Origin of the sequence: Stenotrophomonas nitritireducens (assembly GCF_001700965.1) — a bacterium.
Classification (GTDB): domain Bacteria; phylum Pseudomonadota; class Gammaproteobacteria; order Xanthomonadales; family Xanthomonadaceae; genus Stenotrophomonas; species Stenotrophomonas nitritireducens_A.
Map to the genome: position 1 here is coordinate 1,683,929 of NZ_CP016756.1, position 22,787 is coordinate 1,706,715.

20 protein-coding genes are annotated in these 22,787 nt (G+C 64.7%); 11 read left to right on the plus strand and 9 right to left on the minus strand.

Annotation, left to right across the window (positions count from 1 at the left end; all coding sequences use genetic code 11):
• Positions 1-34: 34 nt before the first annotated feature.
• On the minus strand, positions 35-2,020 hold the full coding sequence (locus BCV67_RS07200) for an ATP-binding response regulator (RefSeq protein ID WP_062167147.1): 1,986 nt from the start codon (positions 2,018-2,020) through the stop codon (positions 35-37).
• A 219-nt stretch (positions 2,021-2,239) separates the two neighbouring features.
• Between BCV67_RS07200 and BCV67_RS07205 the strand changes: the two genes are divergently transcribed.
• The gene (locus tag BCV67_RS07205) at positions 2,240-2,809 is read left to right on the plus strand and encodes a DUF3016 domain-containing protein (RefSeq protein WP_062167149.1); all 570 of its coding nucleotides are present in this window, start codon (positions 2,240-2,242) and stop codon (positions 2,807-2,809) included.
• A 231-nt stretch (positions 2,810-3,040) separates the two neighbouring features.
• Here BCV67_RS07205 and alr read toward each other — a convergent pair whose 3' ends face one another.
• Positions 3,041-4,117, minus strand: a complete 1,077-nt coding sequence (gene alr / locus BCV67_RS07210; RefSeq protein WP_062167151.1) for an alanine racemase — start codon at positions 4,115-4,117, stop codon at positions 3,041-3,043.
• Entirely contained in the window at positions 4,117-5,382 is a 1,266-nt protein-coding gene (locus BCV67_RS07215; protein ID WP_062171504.1) for a D-amino acid dehydrogenase, read from the minus strand. Before BCV67_RS07215 ends, alr begins: the two co-directional genes overlap by 1 nt.
• 150 nt (positions 5,383-5,532) lie before the next feature.
• Here BCV67_RS07215 and BCV67_RS07220 point away from each other — a divergent pair, with 150 nt between their 5' ends.
• Positions 5,533-6,012, plus strand: coding sequence for a winged helix-turn-helix transcriptional regulator (locus tag BCV67_RS07220; protein ID WP_057626761.1), 480 nt, complete (start codon positions 5,533-5,535; stop codon positions 6,010-6,012).
• Between the two features lie 149 nt (positions 6,013-6,161).
• On the opposite strand, the gene BCV67_RS07225 is transcribed toward BCV67_RS07220, so the two are convergent.
• Positions 6,162-6,551 carry a hypothetical protein gene (locus BCV67_RS07225; protein WP_065868070.1) on the minus strand — a complete coding sequence of 130 codons (390 nt, stop codon included), beginning with the start codon at positions 6,549-6,551 and terminating at the stop codon, positions 6,162-6,164.
• A gap of 122 nt (positions 6,552-6,673) precedes the next feature.
• On the opposite strand from BCV67_RS07225, the gene msrB reads away from it, so the two are divergent.
• The 5 genes from msrB to BCV67_RS07250 all read left to right on the plus strand — a co-directional run bounded on the left by msrB (position 6,674) and on the right by BCV67_RS07250 (position 10,316).
• Positions 6,674-7,141 carry a peptide-methionine (R)-S-oxide reductase MsrB gene (gene msrB, locus BCV67_RS07230; protein ID WP_062167155.1) on the plus strand — a complete coding sequence of 156 codons (468 nt, stop codon included), beginning with the start codon at positions 6,674-6,676 and terminating at the stop codon, positions 7,139-7,141.
• A 165-nt stretch (positions 7,142-7,306) separates the two neighbouring features.
• Positions 7,307-8,161, plus strand: coding sequence for a flagellar motor stator protein MotA (motA, locus tag BCV67_RS07235; RefSeq protein ID WP_062167157.1), 855 nt, complete (start codon positions 7,307-7,309; stop codon positions 8,159-8,161).
• A gap of 12 nt (positions 8,162-8,173) precedes the next feature.
• A complete protein-coding gene (gene motB, locus BCV67_RS07240; RefSeq protein WP_062167158.1) occupies positions 8,174-9,115 on the plus strand; it encodes a flagellar motor protein MotB in 942 nt (313 codons plus the stop codon).
• A 428-nt stretch (positions 9,116-9,543) separates the two neighbouring features.
• Complete coding sequence (locus BCV67_RS07245; RefSeq protein WP_062167160.1) at positions 9,544-10,023, plus strand: hypothetical protein; 480 nt, start codon at positions 9,544-9,546, stop codon at positions 10,021-10,023.
• 14 nt (positions 10,024-10,037) lie between these two features.
• Positions 10,038-10,316: a DUF4031 domain-containing protein gene (locus tag BCV67_RS07250; protein WP_062167163.1), complete on the plus strand. Its 279-nt coding sequence runs from the start codon at positions 10,038-10,040 to the stop codon at positions 10,314-10,316.
• A gap of 86 nt (positions 10,317-10,402) precedes the next feature.
• Here BCV67_RS07250 and BCV67_RS07255 read toward each other — a convergent pair whose 3' ends face one another.
• Positions 10,403-10,945 (minus strand): DUF6630 family protein, encoded by a 543-nt coding sequence (locus BCV67_RS07255; protein WP_062167165.1) that lies wholly within the window; start codon positions 10,943-10,945, stop codon positions 10,403-10,405.
• 129 nt (positions 10,946-11,074) lie between these two features.
• Here BCV67_RS07255 and BCV67_RS07260 point away from each other — a divergent pair, with 129 nt between their 5' ends.
• On the plus strand, positions 11,075-11,323 hold the full coding sequence (locus BCV67_RS07260) for a DUF3297 family protein (protein ID WP_057630893.1): 249 nt from the start codon (positions 11,075-11,077) through the stop codon (positions 11,321-11,323).
• Positions 11,324-11,624: 301 nt separating this feature from the next.
• On the opposite strand, the gene BCV67_RS07265 is transcribed toward BCV67_RS07260, so the two are convergent.
• Together BCV67_RS07265 and BCV67_RS07270 are read right to left on the minus strand one after the other, a co-directional pair.
• Positions 11,625-13,268 carry a Na+/H+ antiporter gene (locus BCV67_RS07265; protein ID WP_062167167.1) on the minus strand — a complete coding sequence of 548 codons (1,644 nt, stop codon included), beginning with the start codon at positions 13,266-13,268 and terminating at the stop codon, positions 11,625-11,627.
• Positions 13,269-13,504: 236 nt separating this feature from the next.
• Complete coding sequence (locus tag BCV67_RS07270; RefSeq protein WP_062167169.1) at positions 13,505-14,299, minus strand: DODA-type extradiol aromatic ring-opening family dioxygenase; 795 nt, start codon at positions 14,297-14,299, stop codon at positions 13,505-13,507.
• Positions 14,300-14,398: 99 nt separating this feature from the next.
• Between BCV67_RS07270 and BCV67_RS07275 the strand changes: the two genes are divergently transcribed.
• Positions 14,399-15,301, plus strand: coding sequence for a LysR family transcriptional regulator (locus BCV67_RS07275; RefSeq protein ID WP_062167171.1), 903 nt, complete (start codon positions 14,399-14,401; stop codon positions 15,299-15,301).
• Here the strand turns inward: BCV67_RS07275 and BCV67_RS07280 are convergent.
• Positions 15,293-18,238 (minus strand): bifunctional diguanylate cyclase/phosphodiesterase, encoded by a 2,946-nt coding sequence (locus BCV67_RS07280; protein ID WP_231732467.1) that lies wholly within the window; start codon positions 18,236-18,238, stop codon positions 15,293-15,295. The genes BCV67_RS07275 and BCV67_RS07280 overlap by 9 nt on opposite strands.
• Before the next feature lie 321 nt (positions 18,239-18,559).
• Here BCV67_RS07280 and BCV67_RS07285 point away from each other — a divergent pair, with 321 nt between their 5' ends.
• Positions 18,560-20,665 carry a M13 family metallopeptidase gene (locus BCV67_RS07285; protein ID WP_062167175.1) on the plus strand — a complete coding sequence of 702 codons (2,106 nt, stop codon included), beginning with the start codon at positions 18,560-18,562 and terminating at the stop codon, positions 20,663-20,665.
• 144 nt (positions 20,666-20,809) lie between these two features.
• On the opposite strand, the gene BCV67_RS07290 is transcribed toward BCV67_RS07285, so the two are convergent.
• Entirely contained in the window at positions 20,810-21,736 is a 927-nt protein-coding gene (locus BCV67_RS07290; RefSeq protein ID WP_062167177.1) for an oxygenase MpaB family protein, read from the minus strand.
• Positions 21,737-22,067: 331 nt separating this feature from the next.
• Here BCV67_RS07290 and BCV67_RS07295 point away from each other — a divergent pair, with 331 nt between their 5' ends.
• Positions 22,068-22,670 carry a hypothetical protein gene (locus BCV67_RS07295; protein ID WP_057629895.1) on the plus strand — a complete coding sequence of 201 codons (603 nt, stop codon included), beginning with the start codon at positions 22,068-22,070 and terminating at the stop codon, positions 22,668-22,670.
• Positions 22,671-22,787: the final 117 nt, after the last annotated feature.

Genomic DNA, 22,787 nt, shown 5'->3' on the forward strand with positions numbered 1-22,787 from the left:
TACCGTCTTTGCGCGTGAAACCCACGAAAAGAAATCAACGCGGTAGACGCGCGTCGCGGATGGCCGAAATCAGCTGGGCCACGCTGTAGGGCTTGGCCACATGTCCCTGGAAGCCGGAAGAGAATGCGCGCTCGCGATCATCTGCCCGCGCCAGCGCGGTCACCGCCACCGCCGGCAGCTCGTCCCCGCTCACGCCCAGGTTCTGCCGCAGCGTATGGATCAGGCCATAACCATCCATGCCCGGCATGCCGATATCGCTGACCAGCACATCGAATGCGGTATGCCCGCGCAGATCCAGCAGTTCCAATGCCTCGCCGGCAGTGCTGGCCGTCACCACCGAAGCGCCCTGTTCCTCCAGCAGGCGGCGCACGTAGCCGAGCATGTCGACCTGGTCTTCCACCGCCAGCACCCGCAGGCCCTGCAGCGCATTGGGCACCAGCACCTGCTCGCCGATGCGCCCGCGCTGTACCCGCCGTCGCGGGTGGCTTGCTGCCTTCTGGGCCTGGAATTCCGGCAGCCGCACGCGGAACGTGGCCCCGCGCCCGGAGCCGGCACTGGCCGCCGAAACGGTGCCGCCATGCAGTTCGGTCAACTGCTGGACGATGGCAAGCCCCAGCCCGAGGCCACCATGGCGACGGGTGGTGGTGCTGTCGGCCTGGCTGAAACGGCTGAACAGGTGTTCAAGGAACTCCGGCGCGATGCCGTCACCGTCATCCTTGATCTGCACCACCAGGTGGCCAGCTTCCTGCAGCAGGCTGACCTCGATCCGCCCTTCGACCGGGGTGAACTTGATCGCGTTGGACAGCAGGTTGCCCAGGATCTGCTGCAGGCGCGTGGCGTCGGCCAGGACCGGCTGCGGCAGCTCGGGCAGCTGCACGCTCAGCGTCTGCGCCTTGCCCTCGACCACCAGTTCCTGGGCACGCACGGCTTCACGCACCTGCTCGGCCAGGTCCAGTACTTCCACTTCCAGCTGCACCTTGCCCAGCAGCATGCTGCTCAGGTCGAGCATGTCCGACATCAGGTTCTTCTGGGTCATCGCGCTGCTGGCGATCACCTCCATGCCACGCCGCATCGGGTGATCAGGCTCCATCCGCTGCAGCAGCAGCTCACTCCAGCCCAGCACCGTGGTCAGCGGGGTGCGCAGTTCGTGCGACAGCGTGGCCAGGAACTCGTCCTTCATGCGCGCCATGCCCTCGGCTGCGTTGCGCGCCACGCGTTCGGCGGTGAGCAGGTCCTCGCGGGCCATTTCGATCTCGCGCCGCTCGGTGATGTCCGAGCTGTTGCCGGCCAGGCCGATGAAACGCCCATCGGCGGAAAAACGCGGCACTGCGTTCATTTCCAACCAGCGCCATTGGCCATCGTGGCGGCGCATGCGGGTATTGGTGTGCAGCTCGGTACGCTCGCTCAAGGCGGCCTGCAACTTGAAGCCGAACGAAACCTGCTCATCCGGGTGCAACAGCCGCTGCCAGGGATTGGTGCCCAGGTCCTGATCGGCATGCAGCCCGAAGAAGGTGAAAAACGCGGTATTGGCGAAACGCAGCTGGCCCTGGTCACCTACCACCCAGACCGGCATCGGCAGGCCGTCGGCCAGGGCGCTGAAGCGCGCCTCGCTTTCGGCCAGCTCAGTTTCAATACGTTTGCGCGCGGAGATATCGAAAAGAAACACCGCTACCCGGTGTTTGTCCGGCTCACCAATGCGTACCGCCTCCACCGAATACCAGCGTGCCGGGTCGGAAACCTCCCGCTCGAACTGGCTCACCCCGCCGTCCTTGACCACCCGGCCGAAGGCCTCGAACCATTCGCTGCCCATCGCCGGCACCACTTCACTGGCACGGCGGCCGGTGACATCGCTCAGCCCGGTGACCTTCTGAAAGCCGCCGTTGACCTTGCGGTAGATGAAATCCACCGCCGCGCCACCGTCAAACACCAGCTCGATGACGCACAAGCCGCTGCCCACCGCATTGAATACCTCCCGATAAAGGCTGGAATTTTCCAGGTCCTCTTCATCCAGAGACAGCATCGAAAGGGGGGAGTCCAGGCTGGAAGCAGGCATTGTCTGAAAAGAAGCAGTTCACGTCAGAAAAGGGGGGGAGGACGTCCAGCAGTCTGGGTGATGGGCCATCCACACCCCGTGATGATGAACCATCGCGCAATCTGCCGCAGCGCAGCGTTGCGTGCTCATTGCAGCCTATTCCTATCGGCCGCACACTTTAGTCATCGAAGTCCCCAGGAGTACGTCATGAAAACCCTGACCATCACCGGACTTGCCTTGGCCTCCCTGCTGGCCGTTGCTGGCGCCGACGCCAAGCCGCGCACGGTCACCGCCCCGGAAGCCCCGCGCGCACTGAGCGTGGAAGGCCCGGTGCAGGTGCAATGGACCGATCCATCCCAATTCACCGAGCTGCGCTACAGCCGCAACCGCTGGGATGCACAGCGCGGCAACTGGGTGGAAACCCTGGCCGAACACCTGCGCAAGCAGGCCAGCAAGCAGCTGCCGGAAGGACAGAAGCTGGAGGTGACCATCACCGACATCAAGCGTGCCGGCGATTACGAGCCGTGGCACGGGCCGCGTCTGGACGATGTGCGCATCATGCGCGACATCTATCCGCCACGGATCGAGCTGCAGTTCACCCTCACCGATGCCAACGGCCAGGTCATCGACCAGGGCGAGCGCAAGCTGGCCGATACCGGTTATCTGCTCAACAGCAGCCTGCCCAGCAACACCGACCCGCTGCGTTACGAGAAGCGCCTGCTCGACGATTGGGTACGGCGCGAGCTGCGCAACGATGGCACTACTGCCGGGCTGTAATCCGCAGTTGCCGGATTGGAATTGAAAAAGGGCCGCATCGCGGCCCTTTTTGCGTTACCTGTAGTGCCGAGCCATGCTCGGCATTGGGCGTTACCGGTAATGCCCCTGCCGAGCATGGCTCGGCACTACAGATCCATCTCTACTGGTAAAGCCCCTGCCGAGCATGGCTCGGCACTACAGATCCATCTCTACTGGTAAAGTCCCTGCCGAGCATGGCTCGGCACTACAGGGCTACTGCGATAGGTACACCCGCGGGGTGCGCTTGAGGCTGCATGGCAGCCGGTAGGCACTGGTATTGCAGCGCGGTGCCAGTTCCGAAATGGTCGGTGCATTGCCCCACAACTGCACGATGCTGCCGCGTGCGGCCTGCGGGTGGTCGGTGAGGTCCACGGTCAGCATGTCCATCGATACACGGCCGATCAGCCGGCCCGGCACGCCATCGATCAATACCGGCGTGCCATTCGGCGCGAACTGCGGATAGCCATCGGCATAACCCATCGCCACTACGCCGACGCGGGTCGGCGCTTCGGCAACAAAACGCGCGCCGTAACCCAGCGGCTCGCCCACCGCCAACTCACGCACGGCGATCACCCGCGACTGCAGGGTCATTACCGGGCGCAGCTGCGCCGCGTGCGGGCTGGGCTGCGGATACAGTGGATCGGCGCCGTACAACATCAGCCCCGGCCGCACCCAGTCGCTGCGCACATCCGGCCAGCCCAACAGTGCCGGCGAATTGCACAGGCTGGTTTCGCCGGCCAGGCCCTGCACCGCATGCTTGAACACGTCCAACTGCTCGCGGGTACGGTTGCTGTCCAGTTCGTCAGCGCGCGCCAGGTGGCTCATCAGCACCAACGGGCCAACCTGTGGCAGCGCGCTCAGCCGCGCATGCGCATCGCGGAACTCTTCCGGCGACAAACCCAGCCGGTGCATGCCGCTGTCCAGCTTCAACCAGATACGCAGCGTGGCATCGGTCTTGAACGCTTCCACCGCCTCCAGCTGCCAGGAGGTCGCTACCACTACCCAGAAATCATGCTCGACGATCAACGGCAACTCAGCCGCGTCGAAGAAACCTTCCATCAGCAGGATCGGGCCACGGATACCGGCCTGGCGCAGCTCCAATGCTTCCTCGATGCAGGCCACGCCAAAACCATCGGCTTCGTCCTGCAGCGCGCGTGCGCAGGCCACGGCGCCGTGGCCGTAGGCATCGGCCTTGATGATCGCCAGCGCCTTGCCGCCGCCCAGCTGTCGCGCCAACTGATAGTTGTGGCGCAGTGCTTCCAGGTCGATCAGTGCCTGTGCCGGGCGCATCAGTGCTGCCCCTTGCCGTAACGGAAGATATCCAAGCCTTCGGTGCTGATCTGCGGCTGCTTGCCGCTCATCAGATCGGCCAGGTAACGGCCGGAGCCGGCCGCCATGGTCCAGCCCAGGGTGCCATGGCCGGTATTGAGGAACAGGTTGCGATACGGCGTAGCGCCGATTACCGGCGTGCCGTCCGGGGTGGCCGGGCGCAGGCCGGTCCAGAAGCTGGCCTGGCGCAGGTCGCCACCGTCCGGGTACAGATCCTTGACCACTTTTTCCAGCGTGGCGCGGCGGCGCGGTTCCAGCGATAGGTCAAAGCCGGCCACTTCGGCCATGCCGCCGACGCGGATGCGGTCTTCGAAGCGGGTGATGGCGATCTTGTAGCTCTCGTCCAGGATGGTCGAGTTCGGTGCCATTGCCGCATTGGTGATCGGCAGGGTCAGCGAATAACCCTTCAACGGATACACCGGCAGCTGCATGCCCAGCGGTGCCAGCAACTGCGGCGAATAACTGCCCAGCGCGAGCACATAGTGATCGGCGGTTTCCAGCTTGCCGTTGATGCGCACGCCGGTGATGCGGTCGCCATCGGACTGGATCGAGGCGATGTCCTGGTCGAAGCGGAACTCGACGCCGGCTGCCTCGGCCAATGCCGCCAGCTTGTTGGTGAACAGCTGGCAATCGCCGGTCTGGTCCTCGGGCAGGCGCAGTGCGCCGACCAGCATCTCGGTCTTGCCGGCCAGCGCCGGTTCGACCCGGGCAATGCCCTGGCGGTCCAGCACTTCATAGGGCACACCGTATTCGCGCAGCACTTCGATGTCCTGCGCGGCGGCATCCAACTGCTGCTGGGTGCGGAACAACTGGGTGGTACCCAGCTGGCGGCCTTCGTAATCGATGCCGGTGGCCGCGCGCAGCTCGTTGATGCAATCGCGGCTGTAGTCGGACACGCGCACCATGCGCGCTTTGTTGACCGCATACCGGGCGGAGGTGCAGTTGCGCAGCATCTGCCACAGCCAGCGGTACTGGGCGATGTCCGCGGTCGGGCGGATCGCCAGCGGCGCATGTTCCTCGAACAGCCACTTGATCGCCTTGAACGGCACGCCCGGAGCGGCCCACGGCGAGGTATAGCCGAACGACAGCTGGCCGGCATTGGCGAAGCTGGTTTCCAGCGCCGGGCCAGGCTGCCGGTCAACCACGGTGACATCAAAGCCGGCCTGCCGTAGATACCAGGCACTGGTCGTGCCGATCACACCGCTGCCAAGCACCAGAACGCGCATTTTCATTCTCCGGACCACATCATTCCCTGCGCATGGGATGGCAGGGGCTAGGAACGGCGCAGTATATTCAGGGTCAACCAGTGTTTTTACCTTTATTGATGCACTCCATCAGGGTAATTTCCTGTTTCGTTCATCAAAAGCAGAGCCGCCATGGCCACCCGCAGCCGCGAACTGGACAAGATCGACCGCAAGATCCTGCGCATCCTGCAGCAGGAGGGGCGCATCTCCTTCACCGAGCTGGGCGAGCGCGTTGGCCTGTCGACCACGCCCTGCACCGAGCGCGTGCGCCGGCTGGAACGCGAAGGCGTGATCACCGGCTACTACGCGCGGCTGGACCCTTCTTCGGTCAAGGCCAGCCTGCTGGTGTTCGTGGAGATCAGCCTGGCCTACAAGTCCGGCGACATCTTCGAGGAATTCCGCCGCGCCGCGCTGAAGCTGCCCAACGTGCTGGAATGCCATTTGATGTCCGGCGATTTCGACTACCTGCTCAAGGCGCGCATCAATGAGATGGCCTCCTACCGCAAGCTGCTGGGCAGTACCTTGCTGACCTTGCCGCATGTGCGTGAATCCAAGAGCTACATCGTGATGGAAGAAGTCAAAGAAACCCTTTGTCTGCCAATCGCCGAGTAAACGATGCCCGGCTCGGCAAATACCGGCTCCTGTAGTGCCGAGCCATGCTCGGCAGAAGCCTTACCGGTAATGCCCCTGCCGAGCATGGCTCGGCACTACACGGGCAAACGCCTGCCGAACATGGTTCGGCACTACAGGCAATCGCTTGCCTAGCGCGTGCCGGCCGGCGGCGGCACCACCTGCTGGCCCATGCCGCTGGGCACCGTGTCGTAATAACGATTGGTCCGCGTATCCAGCACCCGGCCTGGGCTGGTCTGGCGCATATGCGGCGCCGGCTGGCCCTTGCTGTCGTAGATCGGCCGCGCACGCTGTGGCGGTTGCGTGATCGGTTTGAACTTCGGCACCGGTTTGGCCGGAATGGTCGGACGCGGTGGAAGCACCTCTTCCTGCTGCTCGCGCGGCACCGTTGGCGGAGGCAGCGACGGCGTCAGGGTCACCGGACGCGTTGCGGTCGGTGCCGGGGGCTGCTTCAGCTGGGCCTGCAGCAACAACGGCCAGCTCGCCAGCACTGCCAGCACCAGATACATCGCCCGTTTCATCGGCCCCTCCTGTTGTTGCACGCAAAAAGCATGCGCCGGCACAGCTTGCGCCGGCATGAATGCGCCCTTGGACTGGACCCTGCCCGCCCCTACCATTGATACCTGTCCCACGGATGCCGCCCATGACCGCTTTCGACCTCACTCCCCCCAGCGACGCCCAGCGCGACGCGCTTGTTGCCGGCCTCAGCGCCGACGAACAGCGCGTGCTGCTGCAGCACGGTACCGAGGCGCCGTTCTGCGGCGTGTTCCTGGATAACAAGCGCGATGGCGTGTATTGCTGCCGTCTGTGTGCGCTGCCGCTGTTCCGCTCCAGCACCAAGTTTGATTCGGGCACCGGCTGGCCAAGCTTCTTCGCCCCGTTCGACCCGGCGCATGTGCGCGAGATCCGTGACATCAGCCACGGCATGATCCGCACCGAGATCGTCTGTGCACGCTGCGGCAGCCACCTCGGCCATGTGTTTCCGGATGGCCCGCCGCCGACCTTCGAGCGGCATTGCCTGAATTCGATATCGCTGGGTTTCGTCGAGAACGGCCAGCCCTACCCGGACCCGCTGCAACGCGGCGGTGCCGAGGCACAGCCAGCGGCGTAGCACATAGTGCCGAGCCATGCTCGGCAGAAGCGTTCCCGATAGAGCCTCAGCCGAGCCTGGCTCGGCTCTACAGGGCTTTCTGCCCCCGGCCCATCAAGGCAGCGCTCTACAGATTCTGCTCTGGCGGCCGACAACGGGATATCCCCATCCCCGCGTCTGTTTCCCATGCTCATCATCGTTGGCCTGCTCGTTGTCATCTTCGCTGTCCTGGGCGGTTACGTCGGTGCGCACGGCCGCCTGGCCGCGCTGTGGCAGCCCTACGAACTGGTCATCATCGGTGGCGCGGCGCTGGGCGCGTTCCTGATCGGCACCCCGCTCAAGACCGTCAAGCAGACCCTGCGCGCCACCGTCAGCGTGTTCAAAGGCCCGCAGTACAAGCGCCAGGACTATCTGGACGTGCTCAGCCTGCTCTACGAACTGCTCAACAAGGCACGCCGCGAAGGCTTCATGGCGCTGGAAGACCATGTCGAGAACCCGCAGGACAGCGCGGTGTTCGCCAACTACCCCAAGGTGCTGGCCGACCACCATCTGCTGGACTTCATCACCGACTGCCTGCGCCTGATGATCGGCTCCAACATCGAGCCGCACGAGCTGGAACCGCTGCTGGAAATGGAGCTGGAAAAGCACCACCACGAGGCGCTGGAACCGGCCCACGTGCTCAACAAGGTGGCCGATGGCCTGCCCGGTTTCGGCATCGTCGCTGCGGTGCTCGGCATCGTCATAACCATGGGCGCGATCGGCGGTGACATCAAGGAAGTAGGCGCCCACGTCGCCGGCGCCTTGGTCGGCACCTTCCTCGGCATCCTGCTCGGCTATGGCTTCATCGGCCCGCTGGCCGCTGCGGTGGAAGCGCGCGCCGAACAGGACGCGCGCATCTACGAATCGGTGAAGACCGCGCTGCTGGCCTGCCTGCGCGGCTACAACCCGAAGATCGCGCTGGAGTTCGCCCGCAAGACCGTGCCGTCGGCACTGCGCCCGGGTTTCAGCGAGTTCGAACAACATCTGAAGTCGGTCAAGTAAGGCGCCACGCATATGAGCGAGAACGCCAAACCCACGGTGATCGTGCGCCGGGTGAAGAAAGTCCAGGGTGGTGGCCATCACGGCGGCTCGTGGAAAGTGGCCTACGCCGACTTCGTCACCGCGATGATGGCCTTCTTCCTGGTGCTGTGGCTGATGGCCGCCACCACCCGGCCCGAGCGCGCGGCGATTTCCGAGTACTTCCGCAACCCCAGCCCGCTGAGCGGCACCAGCAGCACGCCGGCACCGGGCATGGCCGGCCCGGGCGGCGCCAGTACGTCGATGATCAAGCTGGGCGGCGCCACCGACGTGTCGCGTGGCAACAGCGATGACCCGTTCCAGAACAAGCAGGAATCGATGCCCACGCCGGTGCAGGAACGCGAACGCGACCGGCAGCGGCTGGAGGCGCTGAAGCAGGAATTGCAGGAAGCAATCAGCAAGAGCCAGGCGCTGGAACCGTTCAAGGACCAGCTGCTGCTGGACATCACCCCCGAAGGCCTGCGCATCCAGATCGTGGACAAGCAGAACCGGCCGATGTTCGACCTCGGCAGCGCGCGCCTGATGCCGTATACCAAGACGATCCTGCTGGAGCTGTCGCACTTCATCAACCAGGTGCCCAACCACGTCAGCATCACCGGCCATACCGACACCACCGCCTATTCCACGCAGCTGGGCTACGGCAACTGGGAGCTCAGTGCCGACCGCGCCAACGCCGCGCGCCGCACCCTGCTGGAAGGCGGCATGGAAGAAGTGAAGGTGGCGCGTGTGGTCGGCCTGGCCTCCTCGGCGCTGTTCGACAAGGCCAATCCGCAGAACCCGATCAACCGTCGCATCAGCATCGTGGTGATGACCAAGGACGCCGAGGCCGCTGCCCTCAACGAGACCGCCACACTGGCCTTGCCGCCCAACGCGACGGCGCAGCTGGAAGTGGATGGAGTGCCTTCGGCGGTGGATTGAGGGCTGTTGTTATCTCGGTGATCGGCGGCCTGAAGCTACCCCTCCCCAACCCTCCCTTTGGCCTTTGCCCAAAGGGAGGGGGCGAAAGCGGGCTTGCCGCCCAATGCAACCGCGGATGTGGAAGTGGACGGGGTGCCGTCGGCGGTGGATTGAGGGCTGTTGTTCTCTCGGCTATCGGCGGCCTGAAGCTACCCCTCCCCAGCCCTCCCCTTTGCCTGCGGCCAAAGGGAGGGGGCGAAAGCGGGCTTGCGTCCAGATTCCGCCGGGCTGCACGAACAGCCCCCTCCCTTTCGCGCAGCGAAGGGGAGGGTTGGGGAGGGGTGCTTTAAGCACCAGGTGCACAAGATGAAACCTCCCTGCCCCGCCCTCTCAAACGCCAAACCGGCTTGGCGCCTACAATAGGCATCGTTTTCCACTAGCCGAATCTCATGTCCAAGCTCTCCAAAGCCAAGCGCGACAAGCGCAAGAAGCAGGCCCCGCGCCGTCCATTCGCCCGTCTCAACGGCCAGCAGCAGGTGCAGAACCACGCTGTGCTGGTGAATGAAGAAGGCCAGGTTGTTGCCGCTATCGGCATGCAGGGCAATGAATGGCTGCTGGCCATCGGTGGCCAGACCATGGGCAATGCCGACAACCCGGTGCCGATGCTGGCCATGCTCAAGCACCTGGCCAATGTGCAGGAGAAGGAAGGCCGCAAGGTCACCCTGGAATACTCCGCAGCGCTGCAGCAGATGATCGACGACCTGGCCGCCGACGAAGGCAAGACCGCCGACGACTATCTGGCCGGGCTGGTTTCCGAATTCGAAGGCATCGAAGGCGAAGAAGCCACTGACGTGACTGACGACGCCGTCGCCATTGCCGAAGAAGTGCCGGACGCTGAAGTCGACGCCGACGACAAGCCCAAGGCCTGAGCCCAGGGCCTGCCGTGACGGTCTATATCGACGATGCGGTACATCCCTGGCGCGGTGAGCGCTGGGCGCATCTGATGGCCGACACCTTGCCCGAGCTGCATGCGCTGGCGCAGCAGCTCGGGATTCCACGCAGGGCCTTCCAGAACCGCCCCAGCGGCGTGCACTACGACGTGCCGGCAGCGCTGCATGCGCAGGCCATACTGCTCGGCGCGCAAGCGATATCGCGGCATACCGACCGCGCGCTTGTGCGGCTGGTGATTGCCAATGCGCGGGCGCTGTACCAGCCCGGCTAGTGCGTAGTGCCGAGCCATGCTCGGCAGAAGCTCTACCGGTAAAGCCCCAGCCGAGCATGGCTCGGCTCTACACAGGTGCTACTGCCTCAAAAAGGGTCGCTGCCCGGGCGCACTTCCACACCCAGCAACGAGCACAGCGCCAGCATCGCTTCGTCGTCGCGGCTCAGCGCCACCCAACCGGCGTAGGCGTCTCCACCGGTGTTCCAGTTCCACACCGTGTAACCGTGCTCGCGCAGGCGGTCATGGGCGGTGGTCATCAACATGGGCACGTCCAGATCGGCGGTGAAGTCTTCATCGTCGAAATCACCGCCCCAGGCGATGTCCAGGTTCCAGCGCGCGGCCATTTCGTCCAGCGCGGCGACAAAAGAATCGGTGTCCTTCCAGTCCACGTAGAAACCTGAACGCCAGTCGATGGCGTCCTTCAGGTCCCACAGCCATTGCTCGTCGCTGGCGTCGTCCTCGGCGCCGGCGCGCGTTTCGCGCCAGGCATCGAACTGCTGCAGGGCGGCGTCTTCATCGCCTGGGTTGATCAGCCACAACAGGTTCCAGACCCGCGCCGGATGGTCGTCTTCTTCAAAGTCCGGTTGCAGTTCGTCAGAATCTTCGTAATCGGCGCTGTTGTCGGGCATGAGGCGGTTTCCACTACGTAATGCCGCGCATTCTGCGGCCAGCGGCGCGCCAGCGAAAGCCTTGGCGCGTTACAGCGGTTATCCTTGCGCCCCGAAGAGGGCCATGGTGGCCTTCACTGAAGCACTGATATGAGCGATACCCCTCCCGATCATCTGGCGATCAACCCGCAGAGCCCATTCCACAATGCAGAAGCCCTGCAGCGTGGTGTTGGCGTCCGTTTCAACGGCGTCGAGCGCGATGACGTGGAAGAGTATTCCGTGCAGGAAGGCTGGATCCGCGTGCAGGCCGGCAAGGCCCGCGACCGCCGTGGCAACCCGATGACGCTGAAGATCAAGGGTACGGTCGAGCCGTATTTTCTTGAGTTGAAGAACGCTTAAAGCTTGCACTGCTAGCTAGGAGCCTCCCCTCACCCCAACCCCTCTCCCGTGAACGGGAGAGGGGCTAAAGCGAGGTTGCTTGCGCTCTGAGAGCCCCTCTCCCGCGCGCGGGAGAGGGGCTCGGATTGTGGCGGCTCGTAGTGCACTAGCCCCTCTCCCGCTTGCGGGGTGAAAAGAGCAGCTTGCGAACCACTGGTTCGCTGCTCCTTGAACGGCCTTGCGCCAGCGCAAGGACCGGGGCGCGGAGCGGGGGTTGGGGTGAGGGGAAGCTTCTAACAAGCAAACCCTACAACACGCACCCTCAATCCCTTTGCCGGGTCTCCAGCAGATCCAGATTGCGGATCAGCTTGCGCGCGATCTCATCGGAGACCTGCCCGCGCCGGGTCAGCCGGAACAATTCCTCACGCTCGGCATTCAAGCCGGCCGTGCGCAGGCTGCGATAAGCCTGCTCCATGCGCCGCACCTTCTCCGGGTCTTCGTCCGGGCCCTGGCCCTTTTCCAGGTTGCGCTGGTACAGCAGGCTCACCCGCGCCGCCGCGTCGTTAAGCAGCTGCACCGCGCCGGTGGATTGCCCCTGCACCAACTCCTGGCGGGCTTTTTCCACGGCCGCCAACGCCGCCTTGGACGAGGATCTACGCGCCAGATCCTCTTCGCGCCGGCTGTCATCGTCCTTGGGCAGTTCCAGGCCCTTGAGCAGGCGCGGCAGCGTCAGGCTGGCGCCCACCAGCGATACCAGGATCACCGCCGCAGCCAGGAAGATCACCAGATCACGCGCTGGGAACGGCTCGCCACCGGGGATCATCAGCGGCAGGGTCAACACGCCGGCCAGGGTGATGGCACCGCGCACACCGGCCACAGACATCGCCAGCACCACGCGCCACGAGGTACTGGTTCCCTTCTCGCCGCGCATCCGCGCCCTGAGCAGGTTCCAGCGCAGCGACAGCCATACCCAGACCAGCCGCAGCACCACCAGCACCGCGTTGATCGCCAAAACGTACACCACCAGCCACCAGGCATTGTGGTGGCCGGCAAGCGACATGGTCTCGATCGCACGTTCGACGATGCCCGGCAACTGCTCGCCCAGCAGCACGAAGATGATGCCGTTGAAGCTGAACTGCACCATGTTCCAGACCGCATTGCGCTGCACGCGCATGCTGCCGCTGATGCGGCCGGTCAACTCCACGTAACTCATGGTCACGCCGGCCGCCACTGCGGCCAGGATGCCCGATGCGTGCAGCTCTTCGGCCAGCAGGTAGGCCGCGAACGGGATCAGCAGATTCACCAGCAAGGCGGCGCCGGGTTCTTCGCCGAAGCTGCGCCACAACCAGCGCTGGAAGGTGGACACGCCCCAGGTCACCGCCACGCCGATGGCCAGGCCGGCCAGCGCCACCCATAGGAAGGTCAGCGAGGCCTGGGCCAGCGAGAATGTACCGGTCATCACCGCCGCCACCGCAAACCGGAAGCAGACCAGGCCGGAGGCGTCATTCAACAGCGACTCGCCTTCCAGAATGTGCATCAGGCGCTTGGGAATGGGCGCGCGCGAGGCAATGGCACTGACCGCCACCGGATCGGTCGGCGAGATGATGGCCGCCAGCGCGAACGCCACCGCCAGCGGCATCGAGGGAATCATCCAGTGGATCAGCAGGCCGGCACCGACCACGGTGAACACCACCAGGCCGAACGCCAGTTCCAGGATCGCGCCCTTGTCGCGGAACAGGCCCTGCTTGGGAATGCGCCAGCCATCGAGGAACAGCAGTGGCGGCAGGAACAGCAGGAAGAACATATCCGGTTCAAGCGCGTGCCCGCGATTGAACACGCCCGCGATCAAGGCGCCCAAGCCGATCTGCACCAGCGGCAACGGCAATGAGAAAGGGAGGATTCTTACCAGATAACCGCTGGCAACAACCGCCACCAGCATCGCCAGAACAACTTCGATCGTGTGCATGCCCGTTCCACGGATTCACTACCACGACAGCAGGCTGCCGACTGGCAGTGGCGGATGAATACCGGGAAATTACCACAGCAATCCGCTGTTGCTGGTGTCGATACTGATGCTGATTACGTGCAGATGCATGAAAGCCGTGACTGGCGGCAGCCGGATCGGCCACCGCCAGCTACGCAGCAAGGTCTGCGGCAGCGCCGTACCCTTGCCGCCGCAGCAACGTCACTCAACGACAGTTATCAGGCCTTGCCGTCGAAGCGATAGATGTCCATCGCCAAGAACCCCATATCGATGCCGGCATCGATGCGTTGTGCGCCGAGCTGGTCGCTGCCGGCCGCGCCCATGGCGAAGTACAGCGGCAGCAGGTGCTCATCAGTGGGATGTGCCTGCGTCGCGAACGGGGCCTGTTGGCGGTAATCCAACATCGCCTGCAGGTCATTGGCTTGCAACTTTTCCTCCACCCACTGGATGAAGGGGCGCACATACGGCGCCTCCTTGCCGGCCTCGTAGTGGTGCCAGTCGTGCAGATTGTGGGTGATGCTGCCCGAGCCGATCAGCAGCACGCCCTCATCGCGCAGCGGCGCCAGCGCACGGCCCAGATCAAACTGATGCCTGGGCCCGAGCGACGGCTGGATCGACACCTGCAGCACCGGAATGCCGGCCTGCGGGTACAGGTAGCGCAGCGGCACCCAGGCGCCATGATCGAGTCCGCGCTGCGGATCGATGCTTGACTGCAGGCCGGCAGCGGCCAGCCGCTGGGCCACGTCCCGGGCCAGTTCCGGCGCACCCGGTGCCGGGTAGCGCAGCTGATAGAGCGCCTCGGGGAAGCCCCCGAAGTCATGGATGGTCTCCGGCTGCGCCGCTGCCGACACCTGCGGCGCGCGCGCCAACCAGTGCGCCGAGGCCATGACGATGGCGCGCGGACGTTCCAGCCCCGCGGCCAGTTCCGCCAGGCGCGGCCCCACCAATCCCGGCTGCAACGCGGTCATCGGTGAACCATGCGAGATATAGAGGGAAGGCAACCGGCTGTTCATTGAACGCTCCCGGACAGTTGGGGAAGTGCACAGGTTATTGCGCGGAGACCCGGCAACAAATAACCTCGGCCTCAACGTTTTATTTCAGAAACGGAAACAATGGACACCATCGACGCCATGCGTGTGTTCGTCACGGTAGTGGAGCGCAATGGTTTCAGCGCCGCCGCCGATGCCCTGGATATCTCCACCGCCGCGGTCACCCGGCAGATCGCCGCGCTGGAAAAGCGCCTGTCCACGCGCCTGCTCAACCGCACCACCCGCCGGGTCAGCCCGACCAGCACCGGCGCGGCCTATTACCAGCGCTGCGTCCAGCTGTTGGCCGAGTTCGACGAACTGGAAGCCTCCGTGGGCGCGCAGGCGCTGCAGCCGTCCGGGCGGCTGCGGATCAACGCACCGGTCAGTTATGGCATCGCCCGGCTGGGTGCGCTGCTGCCCGCCTACAGCGCGCGTTACCCGCAGGTGGAACTGGACCTACAGCTGGCCGACCGCCTGGTGGACATGGTCGAGGAAGGCTATGACCTGGCCATCCGCATCACCCGCAACCCCGCGCCCAACCTGATCGCGCGGCATCTGGCGCAGGTGCGCATCCGCCTGTGCGCCGCACCAGCCTATCTGGCCAGGCGCGGCACGCCCGCCACACCGCAGGATCTGGCCGCCCACGATTGCCTGTCCTATACCTACTCGGCTGGCGGCGACAGCTGGCAGCTGCTGGGGCCGCAGGGCGAAATCGATGTGCCGTTCGTGCCACACCTGCGCGCCAACAATGGCGAAGTGCTGCGTGAAGCCGCCATCGCCGGCATGGGCATCATCGCCCAGCCCGACTTCATCATCGAACAGGCGCTGGCCGACGGACGCCTGGTGCCGGTACTGCCGGAATGGGAAAGCCCGGCCATCGGCATCCATGCGGTCTATACCAGCCGCAGCCACCTGGCGCCGAAGGTACGCAGTTTCATCGACTATCTGGTCGAATGCCTGGACGAGGGAACCGCCGGCTCAGGCTGAGCGGGTCTGCTCCAGCAGCACCAGGATCTGTTCCAACGGCATCGGCCGGCCCAGCAGGTAGCCCTGCACCTGGTCACAGCCATGCGCGGCCAGCCAGCGCCGCTGGCCTTCGGTTTCCACGCCTTCGGCAATCACCGACAAGCCCATGCTGTGGCCCAGCGACAGCAGCGCACGGCAGATGGCGGCGTTGCGTGGGTTGCTTTCCACGTCGGTGACGAAACCGCGGTCGATCTTCAACGAGTCCAGCGGCAGATGCTGCAGGTAGGACATGCTGGAGAAGCCGGTACCAAAATCGTCCAGCGCCACGCCCACGCCGTTGGCATGCAGATGGCCAAGGGTCTGCAGGGCCTGGGTCGGGTTGCGCATCAGCACGCTCTCGGTGAGTTCCATCTGCAGCGCGCCGCGGGCCAGGCCATGGTCCTGCATGGCGCGGCTGAATTCACCGACCAGATCACTGTTGAACAACTGCACTGCCGAGACGTTCACCGCGATCGGCAGGTGCTGCCAGCCGGCAGCGGACAACTGCTGCTGCGCGCGTGCAGCCGCGTGGATGACCCAACGGCCCAGCGCGATGATCAGGCCGGTGTCTTCGCACAGCTGGATGAAGTCGGCCGGCGGAATGAAGCTGCCGTCCGCCTGCGGCCAGCGCAGCAAGGCCTCCAGCGCCACCGGGCTGCCCTCGGCCGCATCCATGATGGGCTGGAAGTGAAGGATGAACTCGCCGCGGTCGATCGCGATATGGATGCGCCCGGCCAACTGCAGGCGTTCGGTGTAATGGGCCGCCATGCCTGCATTGAAGTGCAGCAGGGCCACGCCGCTCTCGCGCGCGGCATGCGCGGCCTGCGCCGCCCGCCCCAGCACCTGCTCGGCCAGTTCGCCATCGATCGGGCAGCTGGCCACGCCGATGCGCGCTTCCAGCTGGTGATAGGTGTCGCGGCCACGGATTGGCTCGGCTACCGCCGCCATCAGCGCATCCAGTGCCAGCTGCGGATCACGCTCGCCTTCAATGGCCAGCACGAAATCCTCGGCCGGCTGGTGCGCCAGCAGGCCATAACGTGCGGCCAACCCGCCCAGCCGCACCGACACCGCGCGCAGCGCTTCCTCACCGGCATCGCGCCCCAGGGTATCGGTGATCATCTGCAGGCCACGCAGCTGCACGTGGGCGATGGTGTAGCCGCGGCTGCCGGCGTCCAGCCGCTCGGAAAGCGCACGCACGGTCAACAGGCCGGTGCCGGCATGGTGACTGGCGCGGTAGGCCAGCTCGTTCTCGTAGCGCAGCCGCTGGCTGACATCCTCGGCCAGCACCAGGCAGGCATTGCGGCCGGCAAATTCCAGCTTGGCGAAGTGCCCCTGCACATGGAACGCACTGCCGTCCTTGCGCAGGTGGGTGCTGACTTCCAGCCCCAACAAGTCACCGTTCAAGGCGCGGCCGGCGCTCTGCCGGATCTCGTCCCATTCCACCGCAGGACGGATATCCAGGATCGACATCGCCAGGAATTCATCGCGGCTGTAGCCGTACTGGTCGATCGCGGCCTGGTTCACTTCCAGAAAGCGCAGGGTGACCAGGTCGAAGATCCAGAACGGTGCCGGGTTGCGGTCGAACACCAGCCGGAACTGCCGTTGTGCCTCCTGCGCGCGCGCCTCGGTGCTGACCCGCTCGCTGATATCCACCACCGCGCCCGCCAGCCGCTTGCTGTCTCCAACGTCGTCCACCAGCTCGCCGCGCGCGGACAGCCAGCGCAGTGAGCCATCACCGCTGCGCAGCCGGAACATCGCGTTCAAGGCGCTGGTGCCGGCCAGCGCGCGCGTCAGCATGTCCTTCAACCAGGCGCGATCTTCCTCATGCACCCGCGCCAGAAACCCCTCCAGCGTGGTACTGCGCCCGGACAGGCTCAACATCTGCTGGGTCAGCGCCGACCAGTACACGATCGGCTTTGCGCCGTGGATGGACCAGGTGCCGACCTTGCCCACTTCATGCGCCAGCGCCAGCTCGGCATTGCCTGCCAGCAGCTCTTCGCTGAGTTGCTGCTGGTGGCGGGTGCTGCGGCCAACCCGGTACAGCAGGTAGGCAAAACCGGCCAGATACAGCAGATAGACGCCGATCGAGGCGTACAGCAGCAGATACCAGCCAGCCATCACTTCCTGGTAGGACAGCGAGGCGAACAGGCTCAAGGGGAAATCGGTGGGCACGCTTACCGCGGCGATGCGCCGCTGGCCATCGTAGGGGCTGATCACCACGCCCTGCTGGATCACCTCCGGCGAGGGTGGCAGGATCTTCATCGGCCGCGCCAGCTTGTTGCCCACCAGTTTGCCGGGGTCACGGCTGTGGGCGAGCAACTGGCCGTAGCGGTTGCCGATGGAGGCGGTGCCATCGCGCCCCAGATCCAGGCCACTGACCACTTCCTGGAATGCACCCAGCCGCACCCGCGTCAACAGCCACTGGCCGGGCTGCACCTGCAGTGCTGCACGCAGCACCCAGTGCTGGTCGGGCATCTGCTCCAGCGCGCCCAGATACAGACCGCCACTGAGCAGGCGGTTCTCCGCGATCACCCAACTCTGCAGGGTGGGATCCCCCGCACCGGACGAGACCGGCGTGCCGCGATCATCCACCAAGGTGATCGAGACCAGATCCTGGTTGCGCTGCAATACCCCGCGCAGGCTGGCCTCAAACAAGGCAGGCGCCTGGGCAGGCACCTGCCGGTAGTATTCCCTGCAGTCACTGGCGCTGCCGCGCAGGGCGCGTTCCCAGGTGACCAGCTGCGCGCGCAGCAGGCGGCTGCTGCCGCTGGCAAGCGCCATCGACTGCCGCTGCGCTGCCTCCATGCGGCTGTTGCGGTCGTTCCACAGCATCGTGATCAGGGCGCCGGCAAGCAGCAAGCCCACCACCACTCCGGCAATGACCATGACCCGCAATGGATGCGCCGGCGTTCTCGTCACCGGTTCGTCCAACGTATCAGTAGGGGATCAGCTGGCATTGCGTATGTTGGTCCTGGCATCTCTACAACTAGGAGCCGTCAGGTGGGGACCTGCAACGGCTGCATGCGAACACCACATACTCCGCACTGCCGCTGTCTCCCCAGACACCATCCACAGCACGTTCTCTCAAGCATGCAGCACAACTACCGTCGGCGTGAAGAGTTCGTAATCAATTTTCTCGCATTCCCCGCACTTGTGCACATTCGTCAAGTGCCAGAATCGATATCTTTATGAACGGGGTTCGAGGTCTAGACTTGTCGCACCTACCCTCCGGATACCGTCATGGTCCTGCAACGTTCTTTCCTGGCACTGGCAATCGGCGCCGCGCTCACGCTCAGCGGCTGCAACAAGGAGGCAGACAACAGCGCTTCTGCTGACAGCAACGCGCCCGCCAAACCCGCCACCGCCGCCAAACCGCAACTGGGCAGCTTCGGGTTTGATGCCGATGGCATGGACCGCAGCGTCGCTGCCGGCGACAACTTCTTCGATTTCGCCAATGGCCAGTGGGTGCAGCGCACCGAGATTCCGGCCGACCGTTCCAACTATGGCAGCTTCAATGTGATCGCCGAGAAAACCCTGGCCGACACGCGCAGCATCATGGAAGAGGCCGGCAAGGGCGGTGACGGCGAGGTCCGCAAGATCGGCGACTATTACGCCGCGTTCATGGACGAAGCCGGTATCGAGGCACGCGGTACCGCGCCGGTGCAGCCCGAGCTGCAGGCCATTGCCGGCATCGCCGACAAGCAGGCGCTGGCCAAGGCACTGGGCGCAGGCATGCGCGCCGACGTGGATCTGCTCAATGCCACCAACTTCTATACCCCGCACCTGTTCGGCGTGTGGGTATCGGTGGACCTGCTGCAACCGGACCGCAACGCGCCCTACCTGGTGCAGGGCGGCCTGGGCATGCCCGACCGCGACTTCTATCTGCAGGGCGGCCGCATGGCCGAGATGCGCAAAGCCTATGAGGCGTATGTCGCCCAGTTGCTGACGCTGGCCGGCGACAAGGACGCTGCGGCCAAGGCCGCGCGCATCGTCGCGCTGGAAACCAAGATCGCCCAGGCCCACGCCACCCAGGAAGAAACCAACGACGTGCAGAAGGGCGCCAATGCCTGGAAGCAGGCCGACCTGGCCGGCAAGGCGCCGGGCATGGACTGGAATGCCTTCCTGGACGGCGCCAAGCTCGGTGCGCAGCAGGACTTCATCGTCTGGCAGCCGAAGGCGGTGGCCGGCCTGTCCAAGCTGGTGGCCAGCGAGCCACTGGATGTGTGGAAGGACTACATGACCTTCCATGCACTGGATGAGGCCGCCGTCTATCTGCCCAAGGCCTTTGCCGATGCCCGCTTCGCCTTCCACGGCACTGCGATGAGCGGCACCCCGCAGCAGAGTGATCGCTGGAAGCGCGCGGTAGCCGACACCAATACCGCGCTTGGCGAAGCGGTGGGCAAGATCTATGTCGAGCGCCATTTCGACGCCACCACCAAGGCCCGCGCCGATGAAATGGCCAGGAACATCATCGCCGCGTTCGCCAAGCGCATCGACGCACTGGAATGGATGTCACCGGAAACCAAGGCGCACGCCAAGGCCAAGGTTGCCGGGCTCAAGGTGGACATGGGCTACCCCAGCAAGTGGCGTGACTACAGCGCGCTGGAGGTGAAGCGCGACGATGCACTGGGCAATGCCCAGCGTGCCTCGCTGTTTGAATACCAGCGCAATATCGCCAAGCTCGGCCAGCCGGTCGACCACAGCGAGTGGGCGATGCTGCCGCAGACCATCAATGCGATGAACGTGCCGCTGGAGAACCGTCTGGTGTTCCCGGCCGCCATCCTGCAGCCGCCGTTCTTCGATGGCGCCGCCGATGATGCGATCAACTACGGCGCCATTGGTGCGGTGATCGGCCACGAAATCAGCCATGGCTTCGACAATGCCGGCGCGCTGTTCGATGAAACCGGCAAGCTGCACAACTGGTGGACGGCCGATGACCTGAAAAAATTCAACGCCGCTGGCGACGCGCTGGCGATGCAGTTCGACAGCTACGAGCCGTTCCCGGGCGTGCACGTCAACGGTCGCCTGACCTTGGGCGAGAACATCGCCGACGTTGCCGGCCTTGGCACCGCCTATGACGCGTACCGGCTGTCATTGCAGGGCAAGCAGGAGCAGACGCTGGAAGGCTTCACCCCGGACCAGCGCTTCTTCCTCGGTTTTGCCCAGGCCTGGCGCAGCAAGGCGCGTGAGCAGGCGCTGCGCAATTCACTGCTGACCAATGTGCACGCACCGGGCCAGTTCCGTGCGCTGACCGTGCGCAACGTCGACGCGTGGTACCCGGCATTCGAGGTCAAGCAAGGGCAGAAGCTGTATCTGGCGCCGGAGCAGCGGGTAAAGGTCTGGTAACAGGATGCGCGTTTGATTTGTGGAAGCAGGCGCCGATGGCGCCTGTTTTCTGCTTCATGTTTCCTGTAGTGCCGAGCCATGCTCGGCAGAAGCCTTACCGGTAATGCCCCTGCCGAGCATGGCTCGGCACTACACACGCGTTGGTCAGGCCCGCTCAGGCCAGGCAGACAGCACCGCCGGGTCCTGCCCTACCCGTTTGCAGGCGCGGGTCGAGATGCCGTCGTTCAGGGCGATCCGGAACAACGGCGCCACGCTGCGCAGCACCCGTGCCGCCACCACCGACTGCAACTGCTGGCCACGGCTGCGTCCGAGCAGCTGCACTGCCCAGTCCGGCAGCAAGGCCGCACCGGCAGCCAGAAACACATCGCGCGACACCCCTGGCAACGGCACCGGCAGGCGCACCTCGCTGAGCACGTCCAGCACTTCGCGCGAACGCGCGTCCATGTTCAACTCGGCCTGCTGCGACTGGAAGTACGCACGCACCTGCGCTTCGCTGGCCGGCACATCACGCGCGCCCAAGGCCTCGGCCACACGCCGGTACTCGTCGTAATAACGGTCGGCAATGGCCGCCGGCACCTCGCGGCAATAACGCCGGCAGCCTTCCAGAAAACCATAGGCTTCGGTGACATGCACCCAGGTCAGCAACTGCGGATCATCCGCAGCATAGGTACGGCCATCGGGCAGCGTGCCTACCACCTGGGCGTGAATCCGCCGCACCTTGGCGATCAGCTTCTCGACCTCGGCCACCGGTGCATAACTGGTGCCGGCGACAAAACTGGTGGTGCGGCGCAGCCGCCCGACCAGATCCTCGCGGAAGTTGGAATGGTCATAAACGCCGGCCAGCGCGCGCGGGTGCAGCAGCTGCAGCATCAGCGCGCACAGCCCGCCTGCCAGCATGCCGGGGAATTCGGAATGAATACGCCAGGTGACGCTGCCCGGGCCGAACCAGCCCGGATCGCCCAGCGGCGTGTCGTATTCCACGCCATTCTGGTTACGTGGAAAGGCATCCAGCACCCAGCGGCGGATGTGGGCGGTGGCGGCGGCGGAAACGGGACTGAACAGGGATGACATGGCGCCTATCCTACCGTCCCGGCTGCGCAGCTGGCCGGCCTGAGCGCTTGATCCGGCTGCTGTACAGCCACCATCAAGGCCCAGCGCCGGGTCGTGACGCTGCATGTGCAACTGCAGCACGGAATTTCACGGGAATTGAAACGTCCTTCATGCTGGGCCATGACGCACCGCAAAAATTTCATGCCCGGATGGCGCCCCGAACGGTAACGACGGCCGCAACTTCGCACCGCCCCCATTGCCAAGCCGCCCGAAAGTGCTAGAACTGAGCCTGCCTGACCGCTTCAACCTGCATCCGTCGCTCGTTCCAGCAAGTATCTGCAAGGAGCTCAACATGATCGCACTGTTCAAAGGTTTGGGATTGCTGTTGCAAGACAACGAGCTGTACAACAGCCCGTTCGAGAAGCAGGTTGATCATTGGAAAAATCTGAGCGATCAGCAGATACGCGAGGAAGTGTCGGTGCTGGCCAAGGCCAAGTGCCAGTGGTTGATGGCATCGATCGTGCTGTGGCAGGCCTCGTCGCTGTTGATCCTGGGCCTGATCACCAACTACCTGTGGCGCGATGACTTCCATATCACCTTCACCCGCGTGGTGATCGTGCTCGGCTCATGGGTGTCAATCCTGTTCGTGATCTGGTTCATGGCCAATATGTTCGACCACACCGCTGGCTTCGAGCGCTGGATGAAGGCCTTCAACAGCCGCGCCCGGATCAGCTCCGATGCCGACAGCGTGGACGAAGTGGCCGAAGCGCTGGAGATGGCCAAACATTATCCGGAAGTGCTGGATTACAAGCAGGCCGTCACCAACACCCGCGAGCTGCGCCACGAAGATGTGCGCATCATGCGTGAGCTGGGCCGCATGCGGCAGCATTCGGAACTGGTCGGCAAGCTCAACCACATCGGGGACGATGGCTTGCGACTACAACCGGCTTTCTGAGCCAGCCGGGGTTTCCTGCTGCGAGTCGCCGCGCTTTGTCGCGGCGATTTTTTTGCGAGCGGTGAGGCTTCCCCCCTCTCCCCAACCCCTCTCCCGCAAGGGGAGAGGGGCTTGAAA